Origin of the sequence: Sinorhizobium sp. NG07B, from assembly GCF_002532005.1 — a bacterium.
Classification (GTDB): Bacteria; Pseudomonadota; Alphaproteobacteria; order Rhizobiales; family Rhizobiaceae; genus Sinorhizobium; species Sinorhizobium fredii_C.
This window is the reverse complement of record NZ_NWTD01000009.1, coordinates 24,012-46,264: the sequence shown is the minus strand read 5'-3', so window position 1 is coordinate 46,264 and position 22,253 is coordinate 24,012. Positions and strand designations below refer to the sequence as shown.

Genomic DNA, 22,253 nt, shown 5'->3' with positions numbered 1-22,253 from the left:
ACCACCGCCGATCAGATCGGCGAATGCAGGAAGACTGGCATGGGCTGATTTTCCGCCTTGCGGGCAAGGTAGAGCCTCGCCGTATCGAGGGCCTCACGAATGGTCACGTCCATGTCGAGATAGCGATAGGTGCCGAGCCGACCGACAAAGGTGACCGCTGTTTCGCGACTTGCACGCTCGACATATTGGGCCAGTTGTTCCTTGTCCCTGACGAGGCGGATTGGATAATAGGGGATGTCGTCAGGGCCGCATGCGCGGGAGAATTCGCGGTAGCAGACAGAGCCGCTATGCTCCTCCCAGGGCGAGAAATGCTTGTGCTCGGTGATCCGCGTATACGGAACGGAGACGTCGCCGTAGTTCATGACCGCGCAGCCCTGGAAATCGCCGTCATACTCGAAACGGTCGAAGTCGAGCGTTCGGTAGCCCAACGGGCCGAATTCGTGATCCAGATAGCCGTCGAGCGAGCCGGAGTAGAACACATGCGCAAAATCGTATTTTTGCCCCCGGACAAACCGCGACTTCAGGCTCACATTGATGTTGGGATGTTCGAGAATGCGGCCGACCATGTCCGTGTAGCCGTTCTCCGGCATGCCCTGATATTTGTGCGCGAAGTAGTTGTCGTCGTAATTGAAGCGCACCGGAAGGCGTTTCAGGATGGATGCCGGCAACTCGGTCGGCGAGCAGCCCCACTGCTTTTGCGTATACCCCTGGAAGAAGGCCTCGTAGAGGTCCTTGCCGACGAAGCGAAGCGCTTGCTCTTCAAAGGTTTTCGGGTCCTTGATCGAGGTGTCCGCCTGCGCTTCGATGAAGGCGCGGGCCTCGTCCGGCCTGAAGGTCTTGCCGAAGAACTGATTGATCGTGTGGAGATTAACCGGCAGCGAATAGACCTGGTCCCCCGAGGTCGTCTTCACGCGGTTCTTGTAAGGCATGAAGGTCTGGAAGCCGTTGACATAGTCCCACACCTCCCGGTCGTCGGTGTGGAAGATATGCGGACCGTAGACATGGATCATGACTCCGGTGTCTTCGTCGCGCTCCGTATGGCAGTTCCCGGCGATATGGTCGCGCGCATCGAAGATCTCGACCTGATGGCCCGCCTCGGCCAGCTCCCGGCCGATGACCGCACCCGACAACCCCGCCCCAACGATGCCGATTGTTCCGCTTGCGCGCATTCGAAGACGCTCCAGTCCCGTATTGAATTAGTCGAAGGTGCTACGCGGCGAGCGCGCTGCGCATCAACTCGTCATAGGCATCGATCAGGCGATCGAGCGCCAGGCCCTGCTCCTGGGGGCCGAAGCTCAAATGGCTGACGGTGAAATCCGAATAGATCGCCGTCGGCCGCTCGAGCAGCATCGGCAGGTCGACGGTGAGCGCGCGCTCGTCGTCTCCCTTCGGCAGGGCCATGTGCACGAGGTCCTTGCCTAGCCAGGCGATGAAGTTGATCGATTGGCGTTCGGTCCATTCGACCACCTTGCTGGGCAAAGGCAGGTGCTTGCTGTTGGTCTGCAGGAAATAGTCGTGCAGCTCGTTGGCCCGTTCGGCGCTCTGCCAGAGGCTTCCTCCGAACCCGCCCGGCGGCCGTTCGAAGTGGCCAACCCCTGCCGGAATGGAGCCCGCTACCTGCTGCCAGTGCGCGCAGACGCCGTTGTTCACCACATTGGCGGACACGACGAGATATTTCGGATTGGTTCGCCGGAATTCGATGAAGTCGCTGAGCTTTGCGAGATCCATGTAGACGATGTCGTCATCGCATTTCAGGAATATCGAATCGGAAAAGGTCTTCAGCCGCTTGGCGTAGTAGTCATAGGCCTGCCAGTAGGGCATCTGCTCGTTCGGATTGCCGACGAAACGATGGATGCGTGAGCGGACGTTGCCGAGCTCCAGATCTGCGCCCCAGCCGCCTCTGACCAGTATGGACGCGCCGGCCGACAGATCGAGCTCGGTCCAGCGGCCGATCGCGACGTTGTTGACATGGAGCGACGGAACGCCGTCCGCATCGACGCTGAGGACGATCTGGTTGGCGGTGCCTGGCGACAGGATGCCCGGCGTGGGCCTGCTCCACAACGCTGGTACGTCGTTGCGGTCGAAACTCCTGAGCTGGCCCAGCGGCAGTTTCCGCAGGACCGAGTGCGAATTGCTCCAGCCGCCGACGACCAGTTCGAAATAGTCTTCGCCGCCGCGATTCGGAACGATGGCAATGTGAAGGTCGTTGGTGATCGTCGCGCTGAGGCGCAGCGGCTGGTTGGGCGCTACCGATCCGTTGGACTGGTAGGGGGCGGCAGAGCCCATGTAGCGGACGGGCCCGAATTCGCGCGTGACCCACTCATGATCCTGCTGCGAGCGGGTGAAATCCCAGACATGCCACTCGTCTATGATCCCGGCATCCAAAGCGGAATGGATGTACCGGGTGAGGATTTCCATCCTTTTCTGTCGGCCTGCGAATGTGACAAGTATAACCGGAGCCATATCATCCTCACTGTCTGGAATTGGTGCCGCTCAGCGCGCGCCGGCCGCCGACGCTGTCCACAGGCGGGAGTCGAACGGGATCGGCGCAAAGGCGTGCCACTCGGCCAGTTTCTCGACATAACGCTGCCGATAGGCGGCACTGTCGACGAACTCCACGTTCTCCTTCATGATCTCCGCTCCGACCTCGTAGTAGATGTCGAGATTGCCGAGATCGGGCACAGGGGTTTCGCCGCGCTCGCACTCGCCCTGCATTTGCCAGAACAGTTCCTCGAGGCGCCGGACCAGCGCCGGGATGTCGCGCAATACGCTGGCGTCGCGCCGGCTCTCCAGCGCCTGCCGGACCGTGGCGAGGCCCTGACGGTCCCGCGCAAACGCGATCGCCTTCTGGACGAAGTTGTCGGGTCCGTCGCAAATGAGCTCCGGCACGCCGGCCGCGGCAACGATGCTCGAGCAGAACCGCGATGCGAAGCCGTTGCCGGGGAATGTCAGCACCGGCAATCCCATGGTCAGCGCGTCGCCGGCGGTGGAATGCGCCCCATAGGGGAAGGTGTCGAGGAAAAGATCGGCCAATCCGATGCGGGCCAGATGCTTGGGATTGGGAGCCTTCGAAGCGAAGATCAGCCGCTCGGAGGACACGCCGCGCTGCTCGGCCGCCTGCATGAGGCGCTGATCGACATCGTCGCCGCCACCGAGCAGCCAGAGGTAGCTGCCGGGGGTCGCGGCAAGGATCGCCATCCAGCGGTCGAAGCAAGCGGCGGTGATCTTCTGCATGCCGTTGAAGCAGGCGAAGATGAACGCATCCTCGGGCAGCCCCGCTTCGGCCCGGCTCGGCCGCGGCGCGATCTGCCGCTTGCGGTCGACGGGCTGGTTGCACGGGATCCTCAGCACCTTTTCCGAATAGTAGATCTCGTTTTCGGGCGGGATGATCTGCTCGTCGGCAATGACATATTGGTGGAAGGGGCTGCCCATGGTGCCTGGGTAACCGCAGAAGCTGACGATCACCGGGGCCGGCCGATACGCGAAGATCCTGGTGCGGGCATGCTTCGTGTAGCCGTTGACGTCGACCAGGATGTCGATTTCGTCGGCGACGATCTGCTTTGCAGCGTCGCTGTCGCTGACTGCGGAAATGTCGCGCCAGCAGTCGATGGCGTCCATCATCCGCGTCTGCGTTGCGTCGCCCGTCCGTGCTTCGCCGCAGTAATAGGCATAGATCTCGACGCTATCCTTGTCGTGCGTCTCGAAGACTTCGCTGAGGGCGAAGCCGACCGCGTGATCGCGCAGGTCCGAGGACACATAGCCGACGCGCAATGTCTGCCTGGTGCCGGATTTGTGCCGAGGCTGAGGCTTCGGGAAGCCGCTCAAATCGGGGCGGCCGACAAGCGACTTGCAGTAGCGATAGGCCTTGGCGAGCTGGAAGACCGGATCGTCGGCATAGCAGGCGAGGGTCAAGGGCGAGAGCGCATCGAGCAGTTGCCGATGCGAAACATGCTCGGAGGGGACCAATGTCGGCCATTTGCATTGCCGTTGCCGCAGCGAAGTCCAATGCTGACCGGCCTCCGTCTTGTCGGGTCTGAGCTCGATCGCCTTCAACAGGGTGTTTTCCGCCTCTTCCATGAGGCCGGCATTCTCGAGCACACGGCCCATATGCTGGAGAACCATCAGCCGATGCGCAGCGCGCTCGGGCGTGATCTCGGAGGTCGCCTCGGAATAGACCTGCCATTGTTGGATCGCCTGTCCCGTCAGGCCGGCATCCTCCAGCGCGCGGCCGAGATTGATGTGGCCCTGGCCGAAGCGCGGTTCGAGCTTCAGGCAAGCGCGCAACGCATGAATGGAGCCGGCGAGATCGCCCAGCTGCCGGAGCGTGACGGAGTAGTTGAAGTAGACGAGATGCAGCAGCGGATTGGAATCGTTGTAGGCGATCCAGTATTTATAGAGTTCGGCGGCCTGTGCTCTCTGCCCGGCGGCATTGAAGCTTTCTGCAAACTGAAACAATTCCGTGAGCGGGAGCCGCTGCTGCCGCGCCCTTTCCAGGAAGCCAGCAAGTGGCGAAGCAGGATCCGAGGCGAGATGAGTGTAGATGGTCATGGAAATCCCACTGACAGGCGAGTTGGCGGCCGACTCTGAGAACATCTTCGAATGCTGTTTTAGGCCATTAACCCGACTAGCTTGCCTTGGGCTTGCGCCTCCTTGCGACTCGCGGGGGCGGGTTTGCTCCAACCTCTACCCGGTTCCTCGGCTTGGCACGTGAGCGCCGCCCGAGTGGATTGACCCTCCAGACATTTTAAGTTCCGCTGAATATTGCGAAGGGCCGATTCGATGTGTAGCGTCGCATATGGACGTGCGCCTGTTCCCGAATCGTCGCGTCTGCGGCGGGCGTGCGGTCGAGCATTGCGGCGTTTGTTTGACCTGGCCCGTTAACTAAAACTTTAACTTTCGTAGCTAGTCGTAGTAACCGAGTACCGCAGCCAGCAACCGCCGGATGAGGCTGCGGCGAAGATGACGAAACCGATCTCGCGCAGGGAAGGTTTCATTCATTTGGCGTAGGAAATAGGACGCGATCGTCCTGTCTGCATGAAGCTTTCCGAACGCTAGGGCTCACGCGAGCCATGTCCCTCAACCCGATACTTCGCCCATCAGGACGGTTCGACAGCCGAAGCTGGTCTTCGCGTCCGGGTGGACGGGCGTCGCATGTGGTCGCACGCATCACGCGCTTGGACCCTCGTGGGTTCCCAGCGCTTGTCGCACGGTCGGCGCCAACGGGTTAACTCCACAAGCGATTAACTTTGAAGGCTCGCGTCCATGACTTCCATCATCTCTTCTCTGAGCGTCACCCAGATCAAAAATCTCTCGACCTCCGCAGTTGCCTCCCTGACTACGGAAGACGTCGCGGCTATGACCACGGCTCAGGTCAAGGCGCTCTCCTCGACCCAGATCGCGGCGCTCGATACGGAAGATGTCGCGATCTTCTCCACCTCGCAACTGAGCGCCATTGCCGCAACCTCGGTCGCCGGCATCAGCCTCGACCAACTGGCAGCCATCGATGCGGCGAAGATCGCAAGCCTGGCGACGTCGCAGGTGGCGGCGCTTAGCTCGGCACAGATCGGCGGCCTGACGTCCGACCAGGCCGAGGCGCTGACCACGTCGCAAGTGGCCGCGCTCACCTCGACGCAGATTGCCGCTTTGGCCTCGGAAGATATCACCACCTTCTCGACCGCCGAGGTTGCAGCGATTTCCGCCACCGCGCTCGCAGGTCTCTCCACCGACAATCTCGCGGCACTGTCGACCGACCAGGCCGCTGCCCTGAAGACCACCCAGGTTGCAGCGCTGAAGACCACGCAGATCGCCGCCCTCACGTCGGACCAGATCGGCGCGCTCAGCACTTCGCAGGTCGCCGTCCTGAGCTCGACACAGGTAAAGGCACTCTCAACTGACAACATCGCCGCCCTGTCCACCGATCAGGTCGCAGCGCTCAACTCGAAGACCGTCGCGGCGCTGACTTCGGCACAGATCGAAGCGCTGACTTCCGATCAGGCCGAGGCACTGACCACGGCGCAGGTGGCGGCGCTCACCTCGACTCAGCTTGCGGCTTTCGCCTCCGAGGATATCGCCGGCTTCTCGACCGGCGATATTGCAGCGATCACGGTCACGGCGCTGGCCGGTCTTTCCACCGACAATGTCGCAGCTCTCTCCACCGATCAGGCCGCAGCGCTGAAGACCACCCAGGTCGCGGCACTGAAGACCGCCCAGATCGCCGCCCTCACCTCCGATCAGGTCGTGGCGCTCACCTCGTCGCAGGTCGGCGTCCTGAGTTCGACGCAGATTTCTGCACTCTCCACCGACAACGTCGCAGCGCTCTCCACCGATCAGGTCGCAGCGCTCAACTCCAAGACCGTCGCAGCTCTGAGCTCGGCCCAGATCGGCGCGCTGACCTCCGATCAGGTCGACGCTCTGTCCGCCGTTCAGATTGCCGCCTTCGATTCGGCCGATATTGCCGCGCTGGCTTCCGAGGATATCGGAACTTTCTCGACCTCGGAGATTGCGGCAATCACCGCGACCGCCCTGTCGGGTCTCTCTACGGATAATGTCGCCGCTCTGTCCACCGATCAGACCGCAGCGCTGAAAACCAGCCAGCTCGCAGCACTGAAAACCACCCAGATCGCCGCCCTCACCTCGGATCAGGTCGTGGCGCTGACCTCGTCCCAGGTCGGAGCGCTGAGCTCCACACAGGTGGCGGCGCTCTCCACAGATAATGTTGCCGCACTCTCCACCGACCAGGTCGCAGCGCTCAACTCGAAAGCGGTCGCGGCTCTGACATCCGCACAGATCGGCGCCCTCACTTCCGACCAGGCCGAGGCTCTGACCACGGCCCAGGTGGCCGCGCTCACCTCGACGCAGATCGCGGCCTTCGCCTCGGAGGATATCGCCGCCTTCTCGACCGCCGACATTGCGGCGATCACCGTCACGGCGCTGGCAGGTCTTTCCACCGATAACGTCGCGGCACTCTCCACCGACCAGGCGGCTGCGCTGAAGACCACCCAGGTCGCGGCGCTGAAGTCGACGCAGATTGCCGCCCTCACCTCGGATCAGGTCGTGGCGCTCACCTCGTCGCAGGTCGGAGCCCTGACCTCGACGCAGGTCAAGGCGCTCTCCACCGACAATGTCGCCGCGCTCTCCACCGACCAGGTCGCCGCCTTGAACTCGAAGACGGTCGCAGCGCTGAGCTCCACACAGGTAGAGGCCCTGACTTCCGACCAGGCCGAAGCTCTCACCACGGCTCAAGTGGCATCGCTCAGCTCGACCCAGATTGCGGCCTTCGCCTCGGAGGACATCGGCGGGTTCTCGACCGCCGACGTTGCGGCAATCTCGGTCACTGCCCTGACCGGTCTTTCCACCGACAATGTCGCGGCACTCTCCACCGATCAGGCCGCAGCGCTGAAGACCACCCAGGTCGCGGCGCTGAAGACCGCCCAGATCGCCGCCCTGACTTCGGACCAGATCGTGGCCCTGAGTTCCTCCCAGGTCGCAGCGCTGACCTCGTCGCAGGTGTCCGCCATCAGCACCGACAATATCGCGGCACTCTCCACCGATCAGGTGGCAGCGCTGAACTCGAAGACTGTCGCGGCCTTGAGCACGGCACAGATCGGCGCGCTCAGCTCCACTCAGGTGGAGGCGCTGACCTCGGTTCTTGTCGGCGCGCTCAGCTCGACACAACTTTCTGCGCTCGCTTCGGAAGATATCGCAGCCTTCTCGACCGCCGACATCGCGGCGATCTCGGTCGCAGCGCTCGCCGGCCTCTCCACCGACAATGTCGCGGCCCTGTCGACCGATCAGGCCGCAGCACTGAAGACCACCCAGGTCGCAGCGCTGAAGAGCACCCAGATCGCCGCCCTCACCTCGGACCAGATCGCCGCCCTGAGCACCACTCAGATCGGTGCCCTGACCTCGACGCAGGCCTCCGCGATCACCACCGACAGCCTCTCGGCACTGACCACCGATCAGGTCGCGGCGCTCAACACCAAGACGCTGGCGTCGCTTTCGACGGTGCAGATCGATGCGATGAGCTCCGATCAGCTCGAAGCGCTGACCTCGGCGCAGGTCGCCGCCTTGACCATGGCCCAGCTTGGCGCCCTGGCCTCGGAAGATATCGCGACCTTCTCGACGGCAGACATTGCGGCCATCACCGTCGCCGCCCTTGCAGGCCTCTCGACCGACAATGTCGCGGCACTGTCCACCGACCAGGCCGCTGCGTTGAAGACCACCCAGATCGCGGCGCTGAAAACCGCCCAGATCGCGGCGCTCACCTCGGACCAGATCGTCGCGCTCACCACGTCCCAGGTCGGAGCCCTGAGCTCGACGCAGGTTTCGGTGCTTTCCACCGACAATGTCGCCGCGCTCTCCACCGATCAGGTCGCGGCGCTGAACTCGAAGACGGTCGCGGCGCTCACCTCGACCCAGATCGACGCCCTGAGCTCCGATCAGGCTGAGGCTCTGACGACGGCGCAGGTGGCCGCGCTCGGCTCGACGCAGCTCGCCGCCTTCGCTTCCGAAGATCTGGCGACCTTCTCCACCACCGATATCGCGGCAATCTCGGTCACCGCGCTGACGGGTCTTTCCACCGACAATCTCGCGGCCCTTTCGACCGATCAGGCTGCGGCACTGAAGACCGGCCAGGTCGCAGCGCTCTCGACCGCCCAGGTCGGCGCGCTTACCTCGGATCAGGTCGTGGCGCTCACCTCGTCGCAGGTCGGAGCCCTGACCTCGACGCAGGTGAAGGCACTGACGACCGACAATGTCGCGGCGCTCTCGACCGATCAGGTCGCAGCGCTCAACTCGAAGAGTGTCGCAGCGCTCACTTCGGCGCAGATCGAAGCACTGACCTCCGATCAGGCCGAGGCACTGACCACGGCGCAGGTGGCGGCGCTCACCTCGACGCAGCTTGCGGCTTTCGCCTCCGAGGATATCGCCGGCTTCTCGACCGCCGATATTGCAGCGATCACGGTCACGGCGCTGGGCGGTCTTTCCACCGACAATGTCGCAGCTCTCTCCACCGATCAGACCGCAGCACTGAAGACCACCCAGGTCGTGGCGCTGAAGACGGGCCAGATCGCCGCCCTGACATCGGACCAGGTCGTTGCCCTCACCTCGTCGCAGGTGGCAGCCCTGACCTCGACGCAGATTTCGGCGCTCTCCACCGACAATGTCGCCGCGCTCTCGACCGATCAGGTGGCAGCGTTGAACTCGAAGACGGTCGCAGCGCTGAGCTCGGCACAGATCGGCGCGCTGACGTCCGATCAGGCTGAAGCCTTGACCTCCGCCCAGATCGCGGCGCTCGACTCGGCCGACATTGCGGCTCTGGCTTCCGAGGACATCGCAACCTTCTCGACCGCCGAGATCGCTGCGATCACCGCGACTGCCCTCGCCGGATTGACGACCGACAATGTCGCGGCACTGTCGACGGACCAGGCGGCAGCGCTGAAGACCAGCCAGATCGCAGCGCTGAAGAGCGCCCAGATCGCCGCCCTCACCTCGGATCAGGTGGCTGCGCTCACCACGTCCCAGGTCGGCACCCTGAGCTCCACGCAGATTGCGGTGCTCTCCACCGACAACGTCGCGGCGCTCTCCACCGACCAGGTCGCGGCGCTGAACTCGAAGACGGTCGCCGCTCTGAGCTCCACCCAGATCGACGCCATGAGCTCCGCTCAGGCTGAGGCTCTGACGACGGCACAGGTGGCCGCGCTCGGCTCGGCGCAGCTTGCAGCCTTCGCATCGGAGGATCTCGGGACCTTCTCGACTGCCGACATCGCGGCAATCTCGGTGACTGCTCTGACGGGTCTTTCCACCGACAATCTGGCGGCCCTTTCGACCGACCAGGCTGCGGCGCTGAAGACCACCCAGGTCGCAGCACTGTCCACCGCGCAGATCGGGGCGCTCACCTCGGACCAGGTGGCAGCGCTCACCTCGGCCCAGATCGCGGCGCTCACCTCGACGCAGCTGACCGCGCTCTCGACGGATAACGTCGCGGCGCTCACCACCGACCAGGTCGCGGCCCTGAGCACGAAGGTCATCGGCGCTCTGAGCTCCGACCAGATCGACGCGATGAGCACCGATCAGGTCGAGGCGCTGACCTCGGCCCAGGTCGCAGCGCTGGACTCGGCCGATATCGCAGCACTCTCCATGGATGACCTCGCGACCTTCTCGACCGCCGACATCGCCGCGATCAGCACGAGCGCACTCGCCGGCCTGTCCAGCGACGATATCCTGAGCCTCTCCAGCGACCAGTTGCTGGCCGTCACCACGGCTCAGGTGGATGCACTGGACGACTCGCAGGTGGAAGCGATCATCGCGGCATACCAGGCCATCTAGTCCAAGCCTGATTTGATCGAGCTAACGGCCCCGCCTCACCCGAAGCGGGGCCGTTGCAATTTGTCCGGAGCTGGAGTGGTGAACGCCAGGGGGCGCCGGATTCTCGAAGGCGGTCATCGGCGGCGCCTGCCTCGTATCACGTGCGTGGCATCAGGCTCCGTGGCGCCGTGTTATCAATAGTAAGGCGAGACGCACGCCTGTCGCGGACCGTAATAGGGTTGGAACGTGTTGTCGTAAGCCCTGTAGGACCGATAACGCGCATAGCACCAGCGTGCATGCGCATTGCCGCCATAATAGGTCTGACGGTAATAACGCGGCGCGTAGTAGCGCGGCCGATAATAGGTCGGTCCGTAATAGCCCTGATCGTAATACTGATCGTAGTAGCCGGGCCCATAATACCTCGGCTGCGTCAACAGCCCGCCGATGAGCGCGCCGGCTGCGAGCCCGCCAAGCGCCCAGGCCCAGTCATCGCCACCACCACCGTTATGGTGATGCCCGTGGTACCCGCCCCGATAGCCACCGCGATAGCGCCTGTACTGGACCGGCTGCGCCTGCGCTGCCTCGACCTTCGGCGCGACAACGATTGGAAATGCCATGGCCGGCGGGACGCTTGTCAACGTCGTCGCGAGCGACAAGGCAACGATTGCTAGCCTCTTCATCGGCTGCGCCTTTCCATCTAAACCGCCGCATGTCGATTATAACGCGGAATGGAGATCGTCGCACTTTGTTTCCGCGAGACTGACGTCGCCGGCAGTCCACCGAATCGGTGTCCCGACGGTTCGGTCTAGGGAAAACGTAGCTCCCGGTTGACAGCCGAGCGGATTTACGTTGATATCAACGTTAGTGTGAGATCACTGGGCGGATCCGCCGCCACCACGGCTATGAACTCGCAGGTGCCGAAAGATGCCCGGGATTGCTCACTGCATGTCTCCTTAAATCAAACTCGGTTTAAGGACCCAGACATGCAGCAATTCAAGCGCTGCAGCGACCTTTGCGCGTCTGGTAAGTCGCTGCAGGCCTGCCGTTTCCGTTCCAAATCCGAAATCACAACGACGAGAAGGACGCAATCATGAAGATCGTCACCAGCCTGAGTTTCCAAGGGCAATGCCGCGAGGCGTTCGAGTTCTACGCCAAGGTGCTCGGCGGCAAGATCACCGCCGCCCACTCCTACGGTGAAGCCCCACCGGACATGCCGATCAACGATCCCAAATACAAGGATTGGCTGATGCACTGCTGGCTGGAGGTCGGCGACCAGGCGCTGATGGGCGCCGACATGGACGTCGAATGGGCTCGGAACATCGACAAGCCCAAGAACGGCTTCGATGTCACTCTGCACACGCAGGACAAGGCCGAAGCCCAACGCTGGTTCGATCAGCTGTCCGAAGGGGGCAAGCCAGTCATGCCCTTTGGCGAGACCTTCTGGTCGCCCGGTTTCGGTTCCCTGATCGACAGGTTCGGCGTCCCGTGGATGATCAACGTCATTCCGTCGCCCGACTGGCGGCCGACGCAGGGCTGACTGCGATCCTACTGCGAGGACCTGAAAGCCAGGCTGGCCGGAAGCTGCTTCCGGCCCTTGAGCGCCGCGCTCGGTTACTGATCCATCTTGTGAACGACGAGCAGAAGCGCATAGCCGAGCAGATCAAAGGCGACGTCGGCGCGTCGACCCGACGCGTCGAAACTCTGGCCGAAATGAACAGCTACTGCATGTCTCCTTAAGTCGACCTCGATTTAAGGACAAAGACATGCAGCAATTCAAAGTGCTGCAGCGACCTTTGCGCGTCTGATAAGACGCGCGGCGCTGTAGGTAGTCTGTCGTCGTTGCAGGTGTAGAATGCTCCTTTCCGCGGAGCCAAGGAGCGTTACCATGCCTTTCAACACGCAACGGCACCAATTTGCCGGCCATTCCGGGGCAACACTGGCCGCCCGCCTCGATCTGCCCAACGGGAAATTGCGCGCTTACGCACTCTTTGCGCATTGCTTCACCTGTTCCAAGGATCTGGCGGCCGCGCGCCGCATTGCCGCGGAGCTTGCGCGCGAAGGTATCGCTGTCCTGCGCTTCGATTTCACCGGCCTGGGATCGAGCGAAGGCGAATTCGCCTCGACGAATTTCTCCTCCAATGTCGCCGACCTGGTTTCCGCCGCCGACTATCTCCGTCAACGCTATCAGGCACCTTCGTTGCTGATCGGCCACTCGCTCGGGGGTGCTGCGGTCCTGGCCGTTGCCAAGGAGATTCCCGAGGTGCGCGCCGTGGCGACAATCGGTGCACCGGCCGATGTGGGTCACGTGCTGAAGAACTTCGGAACGAGCCTCGAGGAGATCGAAAAGAGCGGTGCGGCCGAAGTCGATCTCGCGGGGCGTACATTCCTCGTTCGAAAGCAGTTTGTCGAAGATGCACGTGAGCAGCGTATCAAGGATGCTGTTGCAAGCCTGAAAAAACCGCTCCTCATCCTTCACGCTCCCCTCGACGAGACCGTCGGAATCGAGAATGCTACCGAAATCTTCCATGCGGCCAGACATCCGAAAAGCTTTGTGTCGCTGGATAAGGCCGATCATCTGCTCACCGATCCGGAGGACGCAGCCTTCGTCGGCCGGATCATATCGGGATGGCTGACCCGTTATGTCTCCGCTGACGTGCCGCAGGGCGAGGAGCCGATTGGACATGCGCGTGTGACGGAAACGGGCGAAGGCAAGTTTCAAAACGCGGTTCAGGCTGGCGGCCATCGGCTGTTCGCCGATGAGCCCAAAAGAGTGGGCGGGCTCGATTCCGGGCCATCACCCTATGACTTCCTGTCGATTGCACTTGGCGCCTGCACATCGATGACATTGCGTCTCTATTCCGACCACAAGAAGCTTTCCCTCGGGCGAATTGGCGTTGACGTCTCGCATGCCAAGATTCATGCGGAGGACTGCGAGGAGTGCACCGAGAAGGAAATCGGCGGCGGCAGGATCGATCAATTCGAGCGCGTCATTTCCATCGACGGCGGGATCTCCGAGGAGCTTCGCAGCAGGATCGAGGAAATTGCCGGCAAGTGCCCCGTCCATCGCACGCTCGAATCGATCGCCAAGATAAAAACCGTCGTGAAATGATAAGCGAGAGGTGGATTGCTTCAGTGCTGGAAGCCCCTTGAGAGTATGAGGCCTCGAGGTCACCAACAAAGGATAGCTTGGCAGTGCTAATGCATGTCGCCCAAAAGTGTGCAGCGGTTGTGGGATGACGACATGCACAAAGACAAAGACCTAAAGCGCGCCGCGTGAATGCGTTTGAACGCGGCGCGCCTTAGGCGGTGCCCCTGGTGAGCTCAGTCGAGACGATGTGCCGCTGGAAGAGGACGAAAAGGATAAGCACCGGCACGATCGAGATGAACGCGCCGGCCAGAACGAGTCCCCAATCGCCCTGCGCGCCCCCGAACGAGCGACGAAGGCTGAGAAGCCCGACCTGAACCGTCAGCGCTTCGGGCGGGCTGGTGATGAGGACGAGGGGCCAAAAGAAGTCGTTCCAGGCACCTTGGAAGGCGAGAATCGCGTTGACCAACAAAGCCGGCCTTGCGTTTGGCAGCACGATCTTCCAGAACACTTGAAAACGGCTGGCGCCGTCCACGATTGCTGCCTCCTCTATCTCTCTTGGGAACCCTTCAAAAAACTGCTTCATCAACAGGACATTGGCCGAGGCGACGAAAACGACGATCACGCTCCAGGGAGTGTTTAGAAGCGACAGGTCCCTGAAGATCAGATAATTCGAAACGAAAGTCACCTGCGCCGGAATCGTCATCGAGAAGAGCAATGCAGCGAAGATGAAACGGCTGCCCCTGAATTCGAGCCGCGCAAGTGCATAACCGCCAAGGCTGGCGACGACGAGCGTCAGGACCAGGCGTCCGGCGGCGATGGCGAAGCTATTGACCAGCCAGCTCCCGAACAGGCTTTTCCCCGTCTCCAGGTCAGCCGTCTCGTTTATCACCCGCCGGTAGTTGTTGAAGATCAGCCCGAGAACGCCTGGCGTGATGTTGTCCCAACTCAGGAGACGTCCGCGACGCTCGGACCGCGATGGCGAAATCGGACTTTCGACAAGCGTTTGAGAGGGCGGAGCGGTCAGATTGAGGGGCGTGCGTTCGATCCGCGGCCGATCCTCGCGGTCGGTGCGGTAGGTGATCTCATAGACGAATGTCCGCGTCTGCCGCGCTTGCAATCCTCCCTCCTCATCACGAACCTGCATCATTGCCGAACTGGAATTTTTCAGCGCGATTGACGCGTAGTCCGCCGCGTAATGCCGCATGAGTGCAGCGGCGATGCCCGACCCCGGGCGGCGGCGCGGAATCTCGGCCTTCGGTTCGACGATCTTGGTCCCGGCGGGCGCTGCGTAAGTGACACTGAAGTCCACTTCGGCGCCGGGAGACAGTCCTCCCCACAAAGCGTCACCCGCACCCTCTTGCCCCAAACGGGCGGCGGCAATCCACGCGGCCGGATTCAGCTGATCGAAATAGACACGGAACGGTCTCTCCAGCGGGTCGGCCTTCAGGCTCGCCATGAACGCGAGAACAAATGTCCCCATCATTATCGTCGCGACGGCAAGAAGGGTCAGATACAACCAGGCGCTGAGCGCAAGCTGCCGCCGGCGAAGCGCCCCAGACGGCAGAGGGCGGCGTGAGGGCGGGGCATCCGAAGCAACTTTCCTCACCATCATTCGGCCCGTTCCTTCACGCCGACCGACTTTTGAACGTAGACGACTGCGATTGTCAGAATGCCGAGGACCAGCGCCGCCGCACTTGCCATGCCGATCCTCGAAGAGGCGCCCGCCGGAAACGCGTTCTCATAGACGTAATATGCAAGCGTCGCGCGACTTGCCAGCGGCGCCGCATCTCCCAGAACCGCGACCTGGTCGAACATCTGCAGGGTGCCGATGATGCCCATCGTGACGACGGCAAAGGTCACCGGCCTAAGCGCCGGCACGGTTATATGGCGAAATCGCTGGAAGGCGTTGGCCCCGTCGATCTCGGCCGCGTCGTACAAGGCGTTCGGAATCGATTGTAGCCCCGCCAGAAACAACAGCATCAGCGTCGGGACCGTCGTAAAGACGTTCATCAACGCCACCGACCACAGCGTGACCGGCATGAAGAGGAAACGCTGCTGGGTATTCAGCCAGGAAATACGCAGATCGTTATCGAAGACAGGCAGCAATCCCGCGAGGGCACAGGCGACGACAAGTGCCAGCGCGCTCGCAGCGGCGACGAGCAGAAAGAAGGGGTCGAAAATCGAAACGCCTTCATAGCGGCGCCGCGCGTTGAGAACGAGCGCACCCTGCACCGCAGCGACGCCCACGAGGAACAGAAGGATATGCCGGAGATAGGCAAGCACGATGCTGACGATCGCGGTCATGAAGCCATCTCTTTGAAAGAGCCAAAGAAAGATAAGCGTCATGGCCGCACTGGACATGATGGATGGCAGGTAAAACGCGGTCCTGACAAGTCCCCTCGCTCGGACGGCGTGGTTCACGAGAACTGCCAGAGCAAGCGCAAGCGCGGTCTGAACCGTTGTGACGATGAGCGAGAAGCCGATCGTGTTGCGCAGGGCGGTCAGGAAAAGCTCATCGGAGACAAGCGCAGCGTAATTGGACAGCCCGACGAAGCTCGGAGTCTTGAACAGGTCGAAATCGGTGAAGCTGTAATAGGCTGTCCGGACGATCGCGTAGACGAAGAACAGCGCCATCGAGACCGTAAAGGGCAAGATGAAGAGCCAGCCGCTCCTCTCTTCCGACCTTGCTCGCGCCATGCATGCTCCTCCTGAGCGTGCCCTGCCGAACCAGCCGTCTCCTCTTTGCTCGAGAGCAACGCCTAATTCGCGAGCATTCGATCGAGGGCGCTTTGTGCCGATGCTAAGGCTGTGTCGGCGTCCGCCTCCCCGAGGATGACAGAATTGAGCGCCGCATTGATCGGCTGCATCCAACTCCCTCCGACCTTTCCGAAGAAATACGGCGTGACGTGATCGTCCGACAGTCCTTCGAAAATCACTCGGCTTGTCATCTGTTCGGGCCGGTCCCCCCGCAGCCACGGGTTGTCAGCCAGGCCGGTCCGGCTCGGCAGGGCCAGTCCTTGCTCCAGAACCCATTGCTGGGCCTCCTCTGAGGTCAGCAGCCCGGCCACCTTTATAGCAGCCTTGCTGACCTTGGAGGCCGCGTTGACGGTCCAACCGACGGTAAAGACGATATTGCCTCGTTTGCCGCTTTCGGGGTCCTTCGGCATTCGGACAGTCCCGAGGTTCATGTTCGGGGCACTGTCGCGCAGGGCGCTGATGATCCAGGCGCCCTCGATCGCTATGGCAGCCCGCTCGGACGCCAGGCACCCGCCGGCCCAGCTTTGCCCCGCGTCGGCGGCCAGGACGGCAGCCCCGGACTTCACGAGGCCGGTGTAGAAATCGAAAGCCCGACGGAAGCGCTGATCGAGCATCGTTTTTCCCCAGCTGTCGAAGGGGGTCCAGCCTGTTGACAATGCAAAGGCGCCGAAACGGGCATATTCCGGAACGAGACAGAGGCCATCGACCTCCGGAAGAGCCTTGTGCACGGCGACCAGTTTCTCCTGCAGCGTCTTCCATGTATCGCCGTCGCTCGGATAAGCAACGCCGGCATCATCGAAGATGTCCTTGTTGAAATGGACCGCCAGCGTGTTGAAGTCCTTCGGGATCGCGTAAAGCTTCCCTTCATATGTGAACGCCTCGACGAGATTGGCTGCGAAGCCGGATACGTCCTGCGTTACCGGCAAGGCCTGACCGGCGCTGAACACGGAGCGCGCCCAGAAAATGTCGACGTAGAAAAGGTCCGGAGCGGTACCCGCCGACAGGCCGTTGACAATGAACTGCGAAAACTCGCCATCCACGGGCTCGTATTTTACCGTGATGCCCTCTTTCGCGAGCTTTTCGGCAAGAACGTCGGTCAACAGGCCGTTGACGATGGCGACCTCGGACCCGCCCCAACCGGATATCCGGACGGTGTCGCCAGCGAACGCCGGCAAGCCAGCGAGCATGGTCGCTGCAGCGAGAGCTCCCGCAGGACAAGACAGCATATCGGTCCTCCCTCCAATCAGGTGCCAGCACAGCATATCGGTGGTGAGCCGATCTCACCTCGAGGTTCTAATCCGGTCAGGAAGGTGGCTTTTCGACGAGGGGCGAAGTTCCCGCCTCCTTCGGCATCTCAGAACGTCGCGCGAAAAGCGCAAACAACTGCCGCCCTGAAGAACGATTGGCTAAACGCCCCAGCATGCCGGTCTGTTCCGTCGACAAATCGGCAGTCGAACAACCCGATCGGCGACTATGTCCCAGCTTCATGAACGAAGGGCCGGAGACACCAAGAGAATTCTGCAGTGTTCCGGAACAGGAATGCGCAGCAAGCATTGTTTTCCCACCGGCTTGCACGAGCCGATACGCGTGCAAAATCGGCCAACGTCGTGAAAGGGGAACGGATTGGCGGCAACTGAAGTCATCGTCGGCCCAACGCTGCGCGAGTTCTGGATTGGTCTCGGTCGCGCCTTCGCCGGAGCATTGATCTTCGCCGTACCAGTGCTGATGACGATGGAGGCCTGGGCTCTGGGTTTTCATCTTCACCCTTTGCGGCTTGCGCTATTGCTGGCGGTCACCGTCCCGATGCTGGTGCTGTTGCACAAATATGGAGGTTTTCGCGAGACGGTGATGCTTCGCGATCGTATAGCGGATGCATTGGTGGCGCTGCTGGTTGCCGCATTCGCGGCGACAGCGGTTCTTTTGATCTTCGGCATCGTGAACGCGGAAATGCCGCTCCGGGAGGTGGTCGGAAAGATTGCCGTTCAGGTTGTGCCCGGCAGCTTGGGTGCATCGCTAGCGCGGGCCCAGTTGGGTCCAAGTCCATTGGAGGACAACGAGATTCCGGAGCCCGGTTACGCCGGAGAACTGTTTCTGATGGTCGTCGGAGCACTGTTCCTGTCGGTGAACATCGCACCGACCGAAGAGGTCGTCCTGATTGCCTACAAGATGAATCCCTGGCAGGAGGTCGCGCTGGTCGTCGGAACGCTCGGCCTCATGCACGCCTTCGTCTATGAGCTCGAATTCCGGGGCACGCACAATCCGGAACCGGGCGCCGGCTTCTTCAGCATCTTCTTCCGATATGCGATCGTCGGTTATGCGCTGGTGATGCTGGTCAACGCCTACATCCTATGGACTTTCGGCAGAACCGATGGGGCCGGGCTTTCGGAAACGCTGAGCGCGGTCGTGGTTCTTTCGTTTCCAGGCGCATTGGGGGCGGCGGTGGCGAGGCTCATCCTGTGACAAAAAACTCCACAAAAGGCGACAGGCAGCAGAAGGCGCAGCGCGACGACGAGACGATCACGCGAAAACCGGGAACTTCCACTACCGAGTGGATCGTGGCCGGAGTGAGTAGCTTGGCGTTGCTTGTGGTGCTCGCATATCTGGTCACGGAAGGCCTGAGCGAGCCCAAGGGGACGGCCCAGCTCGTCGTGCTGCCGGTCGAGGTCACGTCCGCGAATGGCAGTTACGTGGTCGAGTTCGCCGCCGAAAATCGTGCGGGAAGGTCCGTTGCTGCGGTTGAGATTCAAGGTGAGCTTCGCAAGGGCGACGAGGTCGTCGAGGAGAGCAGCGCCGTGCTCGACTATGTTCCACAGCAGTCCGAGCGGAAGGGTGCCGTGATCTTCCAACGTGATCCCAAGGCCTATGACCTGCGCCTTTTCGCCCGTGGATACACTGACCCTTAAGCGTCCTCCTCCACCTCACTGGCCCAACTAACCAGCCTTGCAACGGCTCGACGAAACCACCATGCAGAGTTTGTTCCTATTGCTGAAAACCAACGGCAGGCCAGTTTGCCACGAGCATGGTTACGGCGTTGGCATTCAGCATGGCTGCGGCGACACTATCCCCTGAAATGAGAGTACTATCCTTGCAAGGAGTAAGTGCGGCCTGGCGCGGAACTTAAGAGCTGTCGATGACGCCGGAAACTGAAAACTACAAGGAGCTTCTGCTGTTTCTAGCGACGGCCGGCGTCATCGTGCCTTTGTTCGGGCGGTTGAAGTTGAGCCCGGTCTTCGGATTTTTGGCCGCCGGCATCGTGCTTGGCCCTTTCGGTCTCGGAGCACTTGCCAGAGACGTACCGTGGCTCTCGGCAATATCCATAACGGAAGTCGGGCAGATCACCCATCTGGCCGAATTCGGTGTTGCGTTTCTTCTCTTCATGATCGCGCTCGAGCTGTCGTGGAACCGCTTGCTGCTGATGCGCAGGCTGGTCTTCTGGCTGGGGGGATTGCAGCTTTTCGCCACGACAGCGATCCTGGCAGGCGTTGCGGGCCTTCTGGGTCAAACGCCAGCTTCAGCGGTCGTGCTCGGCAGCGCGCTGGCGATGTCTTCGACAGCGATCATTCTGCCGTCGCTTGTCGAGCGCAAACTGCTGAACACCGCGGTTGGACGCGCCGGCTTCGCCGTGCTGCTCTTTCAGGACCTCGCCGTGGCGCCGCTCCTGTTCATGGTGATGATGCTGGGTGCACGCGGGGGAAGTGGGCTCGGCGCCGGCTTGCTGTACGCGCTGACGCCTGCCGCACTGGCGCTGATCGCGATGGCCGGGCTGGGTCGTCTGGTTCTTCGCCCCCTGTTCAAGCTGGTTGCGGCGACAAAAAGCGGCGAACTGTTCGTCGCTGCATGCCTCCTGGTCGTGATCGGCTCCGGCCTTGTCACGGCGCTTAGCGGCCAGTCCATGGCCCTGGGCGCCTTCATCGCCGGGCTGCTGTTGGCCGAAACCGAGTATCGCCGGCAGATCGAGGTGACGATCCAGCCCTTCCAGGGGCTTCTGCTCGGCCTTTTCTTCGTCTCTGTCGGAGCCCGTCTCGACCTATCGGAAATCATTGCGAACCCGATCCCTACACTTGGTGTCGCGATCGGCTTCTTCGCCATCAAGGCGGCCATCCTGTTCCCGATCGCGCGCCTGATGGGCCTGTCAAACCGGGGCGCCGGCGAGTTGGCAATCATCCTTGGTCCCGGCGGCGAGTTCGCGCTGATCCTTATCGGTGCCGCCGTTGCCGGCAATGCCGTCCCTGCTGAAGCCAGCGCCACGGCAACGGTCGCGGCGATCTTGACGATGATAGCAATTCCGATGCTGATCCGCATCGTGGGCCGAGGTGCTGCCTATGCCAGGATGGATGAAGCTCAGTTCGCAGGGCTGACGCCACAACATGACGACGACCCCGAGCGCGTGATCGTCGTCGGTTACGGCCGCGTCGGGCAATTGGTCGCCGAGATGCTCTCACGGCATGAATTGAAATTCCTGGCGATCGATGCCGATCCCGTGCTGGTCGCCAGACAGCGAGCGCGCGGAGATACGATCTTTTATGGCGATGCCACCCGCATCGAGCTGCTTCGGCGTTGCGGAATTCAAAGCGCCCGCGCACTCGTCGTAACGATTGACAATCCCGACGCGGTCGAGTCGATCGTCCGTGCTGCGCGATCCGAACGGCCGGATCTGACCATTGTCGCCCGCGCGCGCGATGCGGTGCACGCGACGGAATTGTACGAGCTGAAAGTCACGGATGCCGTGCCGGAGAACATCGAGGCAAGCCTGCAGCTCTCGCAAGCCGTGCTCGTCGACATCGGCATTCCGATGGGCCTCGTGATTGCATCGATCCACGAGAAACGGGATGAATTTCGCAGGATGCTGCAGCCGATCGACGGCACCGGCAGGGAACGCCATGCCATTCGGGCCTCCGCGGTCGGAAAGTCGACTGATGCGTAGAATTTACCCGAGGGAATAGAAGTCGCGTCGCACCGTTTCTCCCGAGCCACTCGAACTGGAGAAATCGGAATGTTGAATATTTTGCAAAAGGAACCGCGGGTCATGCGCTTTCTCTGCCGGCCGGAAGACCAAGGCGTCATCGCGCCGCCTGTGCCGGCCAAGTCGGCCCTGCCGGATTGGTTCCGAAAGCTGCCGGCGATTGATAAAGACCACTTGTCGACCAACAACAATGGCCTAACCGCCAAGCGCTGCATGCCTTTTCTTGATGCGATGGCCGCCGGGTGGATTCTGCCGATCGCCGCCACCGTCAGGCTGGAGATCAAGGACGGCGGCCGCAGTGTCGAAGCAGGATGGGAGTTCGACCGCGTCATGGTCAGCAATCACGGGGCCCATCAGGTGGCGGGAAACCCACGTGAGCCCTCTCCCCCTTGCAAGTTTCACAACTACTGGTCAATACGAACGCCGCCTGGCTGGAGCTGCCTTTTCCTGCCGCCGCTCAACCGTCCGGGGCAGCCATTCGAATGCGTGGCGGGCATCGTCGACACCGATAGCTACGCCGCCAACATCCATTTCCCCTTCTTTGCCACGGCGCCGGACGGCCTCTATGTCATCGAGAAGGGAACGCCGCTCGTTCAGGTGATACCGTTTCGCCGAGTGGACGCAGCCGTGACGGCGGAAATTCGCGCCGAAACCCGACGGGAGGCCGTCGAGCGCGAGACTATCTATCGGAACACAATCGCCGGGCAGGGATGGTATCGAAAGGCGGCCCGCGCTGGTCGTTGAAGCGTTACACATAATGAGCGGGGCCGGCATCCATCCGGCCCCGCTTCCTTTGCCGTGCGTATTCAGCGCACCCGCCACAGCTTGCCGGGACGATAGTCCCGACCGGAGCTGTTCGAGCTCGAGTTGGACGAACTGTTCGAGGACGAGTTCGAGCTCGAGTTCGAGGAGCTGTTCGAAGAGGAGTTCGAGCTCGAATTCGACGAACTGTTCGAAGACGAGTTGGAACTGGAATTGCTCGATGAATTGGAACTCGAGTTGGATGAACTGTTGCCGGCAACGATGATCTCGCCGTCCGTGCGGCCGGTCGCATGACTGCTCTGTCTCTGCGAGCTCGCGCCGTCAGGAAGGATCTGCGGGTGCTGGCTCGCCTCGGCGGCAGAGCCCACGAATGCCGCC

15 protein-coding genes are annotated in these 22,253 nt (G+C 61.9%); 8 read left to right on the top strand and 7 right to left on the bottom strand.

Going from position 1 to position 22,253, the window contains the following annotated elements:
- Positions 1–11: 11 nt before the first annotated feature.
- Genes glf through CO664_RS23300 form a run of 3 tightly spaced genes read right to left on the bottom strand, consistent with a single transcriptional unit; the run spans position 12 to position 4,548 of the window.
- Positions 12–1,169, bottom strand: a complete 1,158-nt coding sequence (gene glf / locus CO664_RS23310; protein ID WP_097540049.1) for a UDP-galactopyranose mutase — start codon at positions 1,167–1,169, stop codon at positions 12–14.
- A gap of 40 nt (positions 1,170–1,209) precedes the next feature.
- Positions 1,210–2,463, bottom strand: a complete 1,254-nt coding sequence (locus CO664_RS23305) for a hypothetical protein (protein ID WP_097540048.1) — start codon at positions 2,461–2,463, stop codon at positions 1,210–1,212.
- Positions 2,464–2,493: 30 nt separating this feature from the next.
- On the bottom strand, positions 2,494–4,548 hold the full coding sequence (locus CO664_RS23300; RefSeq protein WP_097540105.1) for a hypothetical protein: 2,055 nt from the start codon (positions 4,546–4,548) through the stop codon (positions 2,494–2,496).
- A 714-nt stretch (positions 4,549–5,262) separates the two neighbouring features.
- Between CO664_RS23300 and CO664_RS23295 the strand changes: the two genes are divergently transcribed.
- Positions 5,263–10,326: a hypothetical protein gene (locus CO664_RS23295; RefSeq protein ID WP_097540047.1), complete on the top strand. Its 5,064-nt coding sequence runs from the start codon at positions 5,263–5,265 to the stop codon at positions 10,324–10,326.
- Between the two features lie 173 nt (positions 10,327–10,499).
- Here the strand turns inward: CO664_RS23295 and CO664_RS23290 are convergent, their stop codons facing one another.
- The gene (locus tag CO664_RS23290; protein ID WP_097540046.1) at positions 10,500–10,985 is read right to left on the bottom strand and encodes a BA14K family protein; all 486 of its coding nucleotides are present in this window, start codon (positions 10,983–10,985) and stop codon (positions 10,500–10,502) included.
- Between the two features lie 410 nt (positions 10,986–11,395).
- Between CO664_RS23290 and CO664_RS23280 the strand changes: the two genes are divergently transcribed.
- Positions 11,396–11,842: a VOC family protein gene (locus CO664_RS23280; RefSeq protein ID WP_037424093.1), complete on the top strand. Its 447-nt coding sequence runs from the start codon at positions 11,396–11,398 to the stop codon at positions 11,840–11,842.
- 348 nt (positions 11,843–12,190) lie between these two features.
- Positions 12,191–13,414, top strand: a complete 1,224-nt coding sequence (locus tag CO664_RS23275) for a bifunctional alpha/beta hydrolase/OsmC family protein (protein WP_097540045.1) — start codon at positions 12,191–12,193, stop codon at positions 13,412–13,414.
- A 190-nt stretch (positions 13,415–13,604) separates the two neighbouring features.
- Here the strand turns inward: CO664_RS23275 and CO664_RS23270 are convergent, their stop codons facing one another.
- The 3 genes from CO664_RS23270 to CO664_RS23260 all read right to left on the bottom strand — a co-directional run bounded on the left by CO664_RS23270 (position 13,605) and on the right by CO664_RS23260 (position 17,376).
- On the bottom strand, positions 13,605–15,005 hold the full coding sequence (locus CO664_RS23270) for a carbohydrate ABC transporter permease (protein WP_245426459.1): 1,401 nt from the start codon (positions 15,003–15,005) through the stop codon (positions 13,605–13,607).
- The gene (locus CO664_RS23265) at positions 15,002–16,090 is read right to left on the bottom strand and encodes a sugar ABC transporter permease (protein ID WP_097540044.1); all 1,089 of its coding nucleotides are present in this window, start codon (positions 16,088–16,090) and stop codon (positions 15,002–15,004) included. The genes CO664_RS23270 and CO664_RS23265 overlap by 4 nt, the downstream gene beginning before the upstream one ends.
- A gap of 62 nt (positions 16,091–16,152) precedes the next feature.
- A complete protein-coding gene (locus CO664_RS23260) occupies positions 16,153–17,376 on the bottom strand; it encodes an extracellular solute-binding protein (protein WP_097540043.1) in 1,224 nt (407 codons plus the stop codon).
- A 397-nt stretch (positions 17,377–17,773) separates the two neighbouring features.
- On the opposite strand from CO664_RS23260, the gene CO664_RS23255 reads away from it, so the two are divergent.
- The 5 genes from CO664_RS23255 (at position 17,774) to CO664_RS31305 (ending at position 22,169) form a co-directional block, all read left to right on the top strand.
- Entirely contained in the window at positions 17,774–18,610 is an 837-nt protein-coding gene (locus CO664_RS23255) for a TIGR02587 family membrane protein (protein ID WP_097540042.1), read from the top strand.
- Positions 18,607–19,053, top strand: coding sequence for a TIGR02588 family protein (locus CO664_RS23250; RefSeq protein ID WP_097540041.1), 447 nt, complete (start codon positions 18,607–18,609; stop codon positions 19,051–19,053). The genes CO664_RS23255 and CO664_RS23250 overlap by 4 nt, the downstream gene beginning before the upstream one ends.
- Positions 19,054–19,280: 227 nt before the next feature.
- On the top strand, positions 19,281–21,074 hold the full coding sequence (locus tag CO664_RS23245) for a cation:proton antiporter (protein WP_097540040.1): 1,794 nt from the start codon (positions 19,281–19,283) through the stop codon (positions 21,072–21,074).
- Between the two features lie 69 nt (positions 21,075–21,143).
- Entirely contained in the window at positions 21,144–21,857 is a 714-nt protein-coding gene (locus CO664_RS23240; protein WP_097540039.1) for a DUF6065 family protein, read from the top strand.
- A 123-nt stretch (positions 21,858–21,980) separates the two neighbouring features.
- On the top strand, positions 21,981–22,169 hold the full coding sequence (locus CO664_RS31305; protein WP_158254932.1) for a hypothetical protein: 189 nt from the start codon (positions 21,981–21,983) through the stop codon (positions 22,167–22,169).
- The last annotated feature ends 84 nt before the right edge of the window (positions 22,170–22,253 follow it).

Excerpts from the sequence above, each read along its gene's own strand:
- CO664_RS23265 (WP_097540044.1), bottom strand. The coding sequence starts at position 16,090 with ATGGCGCGAGCAAGGTCGGAAGAGAGGAGCGGCTGGCTCTTCATCTTG.
- CO664_RS23305 (WP_097540048.1), bottom strand. The coding sequence starts at position 2,463 with ATGGCTCCGGTTATACTTGTCACATTCGCAGGCCGACAGAAAAGGATG.
- CO664_RS23270 (WP_245426459.1), bottom strand. The coding sequence starts at position 15,005 with ATGATGGTGAGGAAAGTTGCTTCGGATGCCCCGCCCTCACGCCGCCCT.
- CO664_RS23260 (WP_097540043.1), bottom strand. The coding sequence starts at position 17,376 with ATGCTGTCTTGTCCTGCGGGAGCTCTCGCTGCAGCGACCATGCTCGCT.
- CO664_RS23280 (WP_037424093.1), top strand. The coding sequence starts at position 11,396 with ATGAAGATCGTCACCAGCCTGAGTTTCCAAGGGCAATGCCGCGAGGCG.
- glf (WP_097540049.1), bottom strand. The coding sequence starts at position 1,169 with ATGCGCGCAAGCGGAACAATCGGCATCGTTGGGGCGGGGTTGTCGGGT.
- CO664_RS23245 (WP_097540040.1), top strand. The coding sequence starts at position 19,281 with ATGACGCCGGAAACTGAAAACTACAAGGAGCTTCTGCTGTTTCTAGCG.
- CO664_RS23295 (WP_097540047.1), top strand. The coding sequence starts at position 5,263 with ATGACTTCCATCATCTCTTCTCTGAGCGTCACCCAGATCAAAAATCTC.
- CO664_RS23275 (WP_097540045.1), top strand. The coding sequence starts at position 12,191 with ATGCCTTTCAACACGCAACGGCACCAATTTGCCGGCCATTCCGGGGCA.
- CO664_RS23240 (WP_097540039.1), top strand. The coding sequence starts at position 21,144 with ATGTTGAATATTTTGCAAAAGGAACCGCGGGTCATGCGCTTTCTCTGC.
- CO664_RS23300 (WP_097540105.1), bottom strand. The coding sequence starts at position 4,548 with ATGACCATCTACACTCATCTCGCCTCGGATCCTGCTTCGCCACTTGCT.
- CO664_RS23290 (WP_097540046.1), bottom strand. The coding sequence starts at position 10,985 with ATGAAGAGGCTAGCAATCGTTGCCTTGTCGCTCGCGACGACGTTGACA.